Source organism: Mycobacterium sp. (assembly GCF_035506235.1).
GTDB lineage: Bacteria > Actinomycetota > Actinomycetes > Mycobacteriales > Mycobacteriaceae > Mycobacterium.
Genome location: NZ_DATJPU010000078.1, coordinates 1 through 6,211, shown reverse-complemented (window position 1 = coordinate 6,211; position 6,211 = coordinate 1). Strand labels below are relative to the sequence as shown.

The window sequence follows — 6,211 nt, the reverse complement described above, 5'->3', positions numbered from 1 at the left end:
CCGAACGGGAAGACTGAGCGGGTGGCCGAGCCCGGAACGGAAGCACCAGAAAAATCGGAAGCATTCGAAAAGCTGGTGGCGCTGCTGAACTATCCGATGTTCGTCGTGACCACGCAGGCCGACGGCGTCGACGCCGGCTGCCTGGTCGGCTTCGCCAGCCAAACCAGCATCCACCCGCCGCGCTTCCTCGTCGGCCTTTCCAAGAAGAACCACACCTTCCGGGTCGCCGCCGGCGCCAGCCACCTCGCGGTGCACGTCTTCGACCGCGGGCACATCGACGTCGCGGAACTGTTCGGCAGCCAGACCGGCGACACCATCGACAAGTTCGAGCGGTGCTCGTGGCACCGCGGGCCGGCGCAGCTGCCCATCCTCGACGACGCGGCCGCCTGGTTCGTCGGCAAAATCCTCGATCGGTTCTCCCTGGGTGACCACGTCGGTCATCTGCTGGAGCCGGTGGACGGGCAGCCGCCGCACGAACTGGAGCAATGGGTGTCGTTCGGCGACGTGCGCCACCTGGAACCGGGCCACGAGGCCTGACGTGCCCGCGTCTCCTCGGGTGGGCGCCGTCGGCGACATCACCGAACTGGCGTCGTTCTACGCCACTCCCCGGGACGGGGTGCGCGCCAACATGATCTTCAGCGCCGACGGCGCCGCCGCCTTCGGTGGTCGCGCGGGGCCGCTGTCCTGTCCCACCGATCAGCAACTGCTGCGAATCCTGCGAGGCTTCGCCGACGTCGTCCTGGTCGGCGCCGGCACGGCGCGCGCCGAGAACTATGGCCCGGTGCGGCTCACCGATGCGCAACGGGAGAAACGGCACGCCGAAGGGCGGCCGGCTCCGCCCCCGATCGCGGTGATCAGCCGGACCGGTGAACTGCCGACGAGACTGGTCAGCGACCCCGACCAGCCACCGATCCTGGTGACCTGCGCGCGGTCCGCCGCCCGGCGCGACCTCGGCAACGACCCCCGGCGGAGGGCCCTGGTGGCCGGCGACGAATCCGTCGACGTCAGCCGCGCCGTCGCGCTGCTGAGGGCACAGGGCATGCACCGCATCCTGTGCGAGGGCGGACCCACCTTGCTGGATGAGCTGGTGGACGCCGACGCCATCGCCGAGATGTGCGTTACGCTCGCGCCCAAACTCGCCGGTGGCCAACCCGTGGGCCTGCGACGGCCCGCACGGTTGTCGGTGCCGGTGGCGATGCGGCTCGAGCACGCGTTGGCCTGCGACGACTACGTGTTCCTGAAATATCGCCGCTGATGAGTCAGCCGCGGGGATAACCCCGGCGGACCGTGCGGTCGAGAATGCCGAGAGTCGCGCGCAACGCGCCTTCGGACAGCACCGGGAAGATCCCGGCGTCCCGCCACTTCGGGTCGATGTCCGACCAGTCGTAGAACGAGGTGACCACGGTGGACGCGCCGTCACCGGCCGGTTCGAGCAGGTAGCCGTAGACGTGCCCGATCTGCGGTCGGATTCGGCCGAGGACCGTCCACGAGATCAGCCGGTCCGGCTCGTAGTCTTTGATGCTGACGGTGACGTCGTATTTCCCGAACTGTGGGAAGTCGTTGAGCGACTCGCGGTCCATATGAACCACGAAGCTGTCCCCGACTCCCGTCACCGAGTCGCCCTCGGCGTCCTGGAGCATCCCCGAGGAGTCGATCGCGACATGGCCCTGCGGGTCGCACAGCACAGCGAAGATGTCGGCCGCGGGGGCCGGGATAGTGCGGCGGGTCTCGATGCGGTCGGTCATGCGTCCTCGCAGCCAGCAGGGATAGCCGTAAATTGCGTCGGGGGTAACTCTACGTCGGGTTGGCCGGTGGAGGGCCGGTGCCGTCGCGATTGCTGGACCATTGCTCGGCATGCAGCGACTCACGCCGCTTCCTATGATGAAGGCTTGGGATGTTTTCATCGATTTGCCTGCGCGACATTGCCTTCAGTCCGTCGTCGTCCAAGCACTCGCGGGCACCGGAGAGGAGCGTCGGTGGCCACGTGAGCGATTCGAACGACGAGGATGAATACCGCAATCTGGCGGTGAACCGACTGCGGCCCGGCGAACTGCATTGGGCGCTCAACCACGATTCGGTGCACGGGATCGCCTACGCGTTCCGCAACCCCGTCGCCGTCGCCGAATCCCTTGACGATCCGCACGACGATCGAAAGACGTACCTGATCCGAGTCAAGCGCGACGACCTGGCCAACGCCCTGGGAAAAATCAACGACTGGATCGGCAAAAATCCCGGCCCGGCGGGAATGCAGGCCTACGGTTTCGTCCGGGCGCTGTCCCGCGAGGGTCTCAGCGAACGCAAAGCCGGCGACGAGGAATGCCGCTGAGCCGCTGCCCACGCCGTCCGGCCCGCAGGCGCCGCGGCCAGCAAAGTCGCAATCAGCCGGCTTTCTCGCTATTCACCGTGCCCCGACGCCGCCAAAGCCATTAGCCTTATGCCTGGCAGGCCACGCTTCCAGGTGCTTGCGGCCCCGGGTGAGGAGTCGGCGATGGGTGACACGACCGCGGATTCGCGGGAGGGTTCGCAATTCGGGCCGTATCGGCTACGGCGGCTGGTGGGCCGGGGCGGCATGGGCGACGTCTACGAGGCCGAGGACACGGTGCGGGAACGGATCGTGGCGCTCAAGCTGATGTCGCAGACGCTGTCCAGCGACCCGGTCTTCCGCTCACGCATGCAGCGCGAGGCGCGCACCGCGGGTCGGCTGCAGGAACCGCACGTCGTGCCGATTCACGACTTCGGTGAGATCGACGGCCAGCTGTACGTGGATATGCGCTTGATCGACGGCAAGAACCTGGCAACCACGCTGAGCCGCTTCGGGCCGCTGTCGCCGCCGCGGGCGGTGGCGATCGTGCGCCAGATCGGCTCCGCGCTCGACGCCGCACACGCCGCCGGGGTGATGCATCGCGACGTGAAACCCGAGAACATCCTCGTCAGCGCCGACGATTTCGCGTATCTCGTCGACTTCGGGATTGCCAGCGCCACGTCGGATGAAAAGCTGACGCAGTTCGGCACCACCGTGGGCACCGTCAAATACATGGCGCCGGAGCGGTTCAGCGATGGCGAAGTGACTTATCGCGCCGACATCTACGCCCTGGCCTGCGTGCTTTATGAGTGCCTGACGGGCACCCCGCCGTACACGGGCGACACCGTCAGCGTGATGGGGGCGCACCTCAACCAGGCGATCCCGCGGCCCAGTGTCGCGCGCCCGAGCATCCCGGCGTCGTTCGACGGGGTGATCGCGCGCGGCATGGCCAAGGATCCCGCGGCGCGCTATGCCACCTGCGGTGACCTGTCGTCGGCCGCCTACGCCGCGCTGGCCATACCGGATCAGGACCGGGCCACCGACATCTTGGAGCGCAGCCAGGTCGCCAAGCTGCCCGCCGCGTTTGCCGGACAGCAACCCGGCGGGTATGCGTCGGTGCCGCCGCCCGTCATGGCCAATCACGCGCCGCCGCACGCTCCGGTCTGGCCGGCGACCCCGGCTACCGGGTCACCGGTCGTCGGCGGTGGCCCGGTGCCCCAGCCGACGGGGTGGCCCGGCACGCCGACTTGGGGCATAGGCGATATGGGTGGCGGCGGCGCGCCGCCGTGGGGGCAGCCGCCCCGGGCCGGACGCAAGCCCTGGCTGTGGGTGGGCGCCGCCGCGACCGTCGTGGTGGCCGTCGCCGGCGTATTGGCCGTCGTTGCCGCCCACCCATGGCAATCGTCGTCGCGGTCCCCCGCGACCCCGACCTCGGCACCACCCCCGCCGGACGCGGTCGAGCTGCGCGTGCTCGACGACGGTGTGTCCATCGGCAGCTCGGCAGCACCGACGACCATCGACATTTTCAACGAGCCCATCTGCCCGCCGTGCGGCAGCTTCATCCGATCGAACGCGAGCGACATCGACAGCGCAGTCAACAACAAGAAGCTGGCAGTGCGCTATCACCTGCTGGACTTCCTCGACGACAAGTCGCACAGCAAGACCTACTCGACTCGCGCCGTGGCGGCCACGTACTGCGTTGCGGCGCAAAGCGATCCGAAGCTCTACAGCGCCTTCTACTCGGGCCTGTTCGCCAGCGCCTTCCAGCCCGCGGAGAACGCCCCCGAAGACCGCACCGATGGCGAATTGGCCCAACTGGCCAAGACCGTCGGCGTCGACGCCAGCGTGATCGACTGCATCAAAGCCGGCGACGATGTCGGCACCGCCAAAGCCAGGGCCGCTGCCGGGGACGCGACACTGAGCGGGCTCAACGCCACCGGCACGCCGTTCGTGTGGGACGGCACCAAGTCAGTCAACTATCAGGACCCGACCTGGCTCACCAAACTGATCGGATAAGCCGCGGACGGGGTTGCGGCAGTGGGTGATTCGGCCGCGCTTCGATCCACTCGGCGCTCAGGGGTGCGGCGTGGGAGGGATGGACGTCGTGGGCGTTTGCGAAGGCCCCATCATCCCGCCCGATCCCATCATCGGGCAGGTCCCGGCGTGGCCGCCGTAATACCCGCGGTACCAGCCATAGTGGCTGCCCGACGACCAGCCCAGCAACACCCCCCAGAATAGGATCACCGAGACGACGAAGAGCGTCCCGGCGACGATGACCACCCACGCCGCGGCTTGGCCCAGCCGGCTCGATGCGCCGTATCGGTTGTCGTAGCGGGGTTGCCCCGTCACGGTGGTCGGTTCGATCGTGGGTTCGGGTGTTTCCGTCATGGCTCGAAGGATGGCACAGACATACCCGTGGGGGGTAGGGACCATTGGCCCTAGCTTGCGGGTCGCATGCGTGGTCAGCTTGCCGATGACACGGCGGCAGGATGCGGAGGTGGGGCTTTGGCTGAGTTCACACGGCGGGCCGCACTTGCCACGCTCGGGGCGCTCGGCGCGGCCAGTGTGCTAGGTCTGCGGATAGTCCGTCGGAGCCCGCTTGGATCGGGGTCCACCGAGGTTCGCCTCACCGACGGCGGGGGGTTCATGGGTGCCGATTCGGTGGACATGAGCCGCTACATGGAGATGTTCAACCGGCACCGCGAGATCAGCCGCGTTGTGGAAGAGATTCCCGGAGGGGTTCGCACCACCACCGAATCGACATCCCAGGAACTCGCCGCACAACTGCAGGCACATGTCTCGAGCATGTACTCCCACCTCGATCAGGGGTTCGAGGTCAGGTGCATGAGCCAGAGCCTGCCGACGCTGTTTCGACGGGCCAACGGCTATCGCCGCCGATTCACGCTCACCGCGACCGGTGTGGTCGCCGAGGAGACCGCCGAAGATCCCACTTTGACCGACGCCATCCGCGCGCATGCACGCGAGGTCACCGGGTTCGTGGAGCAGGGTATGCCCGCGATGATGCAGCAAATGATGGGCGGCGGCATGATGGGACCCGGCGGCATGATGGGTCCGCCCGGCAACCGGTAAGCCGTGGCGTTACGGGCCGCGAGCGTAGCGGCACTGCGAAAAACCCGGGCGAAATTCGCAGTGGGGTTGCGCTCGTGGGTGTTCCCGCTAAATCGCCGGTACGCGCGAACTTGACGTCGACGTCGGTGCTTTTACAGGGCGACAGGTCGGCCTCGCGCACGAACCGGGCCCGAAACTCCGCATCGGCGGTCAGTTCAGGCGGCAATACCTTCAGTGCGTCCTCGCGCGGCAGCCATGGGTGCGCCGCCAGATACATCTCGTCCATGGCGCCGAGCCCAGCAGCCGCCGGATGGTGTATCCGGCGAACACCTGCCCGGCCTCGAGCGACATGGCGACATCGTAAGTGCTGTCATCGGGGCTTTTCGGCACTTCAGATCCTTTCCGGCCGACGAGCGATTGCCAGTCAGCGGAAAGGTTGCGGCACAGAACTTGCCAGATCTTGGCGAAGTCCTTGCGGAATTCTTGTGCTCCCGTCCGCGATGCGGATCGCCGGGCGTGAGGGCCGCGGATCACCACCGCCTGCGCGGCGGGCCCTCACGCCCGACGAAGTCCGTCACAGGATGTACAGCATCTCCTGGTAGGTGGGCAGCGGCCACAGATCGTCGGCTACAACATTTTCCAGCGCGTCGACGGCCGTGCGCACCGCGTCCATCGCCGGCAGCAGCTCGTGCTGCGCATGCTTCGCCTCGTCGAGGGGCGACGCCGCCGAATGATCGGACAGCGCCTCCTTCAGCGTCGCCAGCGCCGCGACCAGACCGTCAAGCGGGGCCGAAACGGCCTTCAGGGCGGCCGTGTTCGGCTCTATCCCCGCGGTCTTCA

General features: G+C 67.7%; 7 protein-coding genes and 2 pseudogenes. 5 read left to right on the top strand and 4 right to left on the bottom strand.

The genetic code is table 11. The annotated features are described in order from the left end of the window. The first annotated feature begins 96 nt into the window (after positions 1-96). Entirely contained in the window at positions 97-537 is a 441-nt protein-coding gene (locus VMD50_RS07295; RefSeq protein ID WP_325426302.1) for a flavin reductase family protein, read from the top strand. A gap of 1 nt (position 538) precedes the next feature. Further along, entirely contained in the window at positions 539-1,255 is a 717-nt protein-coding gene (locus tag VMD50_RS07290) for a pyrimidine reductase family protein (protein WP_325426300.1), read from the top strand. Between the two features lie 4 nt (positions 1,256-1,259). On the opposite strand, the gene VMD50_RS07285 is transcribed toward VMD50_RS07290, so the two are convergent. After that, the gene (locus VMD50_RS07285; RefSeq protein ID WP_325426298.1) at positions 1,260-1,745 is read right to left on the bottom strand and encodes an SRPBCC family protein; all 486 of its coding nucleotides are present in this window, start codon (positions 1,743-1,745) and stop codon (positions 1,260-1,262) included. Positions 1,746-2,026: 281 nt separating this feature from the next. Between VMD50_RS07285 and VMD50_RS07280 the strand changes: the two genes are divergently transcribed. Together VMD50_RS07280 and VMD50_RS07275 are read left to right on the top strand one after the other, a co-directional pair. Beyond that, the gene (locus VMD50_RS07280; protein WP_414686021.1) at positions 2,027-2,326 is read left to right on the top strand and encodes a hypothetical protein; all 300 of its coding nucleotides are present in this window, start codon (positions 2,027-2,029) and stop codon (positions 2,324-2,326) included. A 162-nt stretch (positions 2,327-2,488) separates the two neighbouring features. Beyond that, a complete protein-coding gene (locus VMD50_RS07275) occupies positions 2,489-4,318 on the top strand; it encodes a serine/threonine protein kinase PknE (protein ID WP_325426294.1) in 1,830 nt (609 codons plus the stop codon). Positions 4,319-4,375: 57 nt separating this feature from the next. On the opposite strand, the gene VMD50_RS07270 is transcribed toward VMD50_RS07275, so the two are convergent. Next, positions 4,376-4,690: a hypothetical protein gene (locus VMD50_RS07270; RefSeq protein ID WP_325426291.1), complete on the bottom strand. Its 315-nt coding sequence runs from the start codon at positions 4,688-4,690 to the stop codon at positions 4,376-4,378. Between the two features lie 117 nt (positions 4,691-4,807). Here VMD50_RS07270 and VMD50_RS07265 point away from each other — a divergent pair, with 117 nt between their 5' ends. Further along, positions 4,808-5,392 carry a hypothetical protein gene (locus tag VMD50_RS07265; RefSeq protein WP_325426289.1) on the top strand — a complete coding sequence of 195 codons (585 nt, stop codon included), beginning with the start codon at positions 4,808-4,810 and terminating at the stop codon, positions 5,390-5,392. Between the two features lie 139 nt (positions 5,393-5,531). On the opposite strand, the pseudogene VMD50_RS07260 reads toward VMD50_RS07265, so the two are convergent. Then, a pseudogene (locus VMD50_RS07260) lies at positions 5,532-5,722 on the bottom strand (LpqN/LpqT family lipoprotein); the annotation flags it as partial. 223 nt (positions 5,723-5,945) lie between these two features. Then, positions 5,946-6,211: pseudogene (locus VMD50_RS07255) on the bottom strand (glutamine synthetase type III); the annotation flags it as partial.

Bases quoted from the DNA above. Each gene is read 5' to 3' on its own strand.
- VMD50_RS07295 (WP_325426302.1), top strand. From the start codon at position 97: ATGTTCGTCGTGACCACGCAGGCCGACGGCGTCGACGCCGGCTGCCTG.
- VMD50_RS07285 (WP_325426298.1), bottom strand. From the start codon at position 1,745: ATGACCGACCGCATCGAGACCCGCCGCACTATCCCGGCCCCCGCGGCC.
- VMD50_RS07275 (WP_325426294.1), top strand. From the start codon at position 2,489: ATGGGTGACACGACCGCGGATTCGCGGGAGGGTTCGCAATTCGGGCCG.
- VMD50_RS07270 (WP_325426291.1), bottom strand. From the start codon at position 4,690: ATGACGGAAACACCCGAACCCACGATCGAACCGACCACCGTGACGGGG.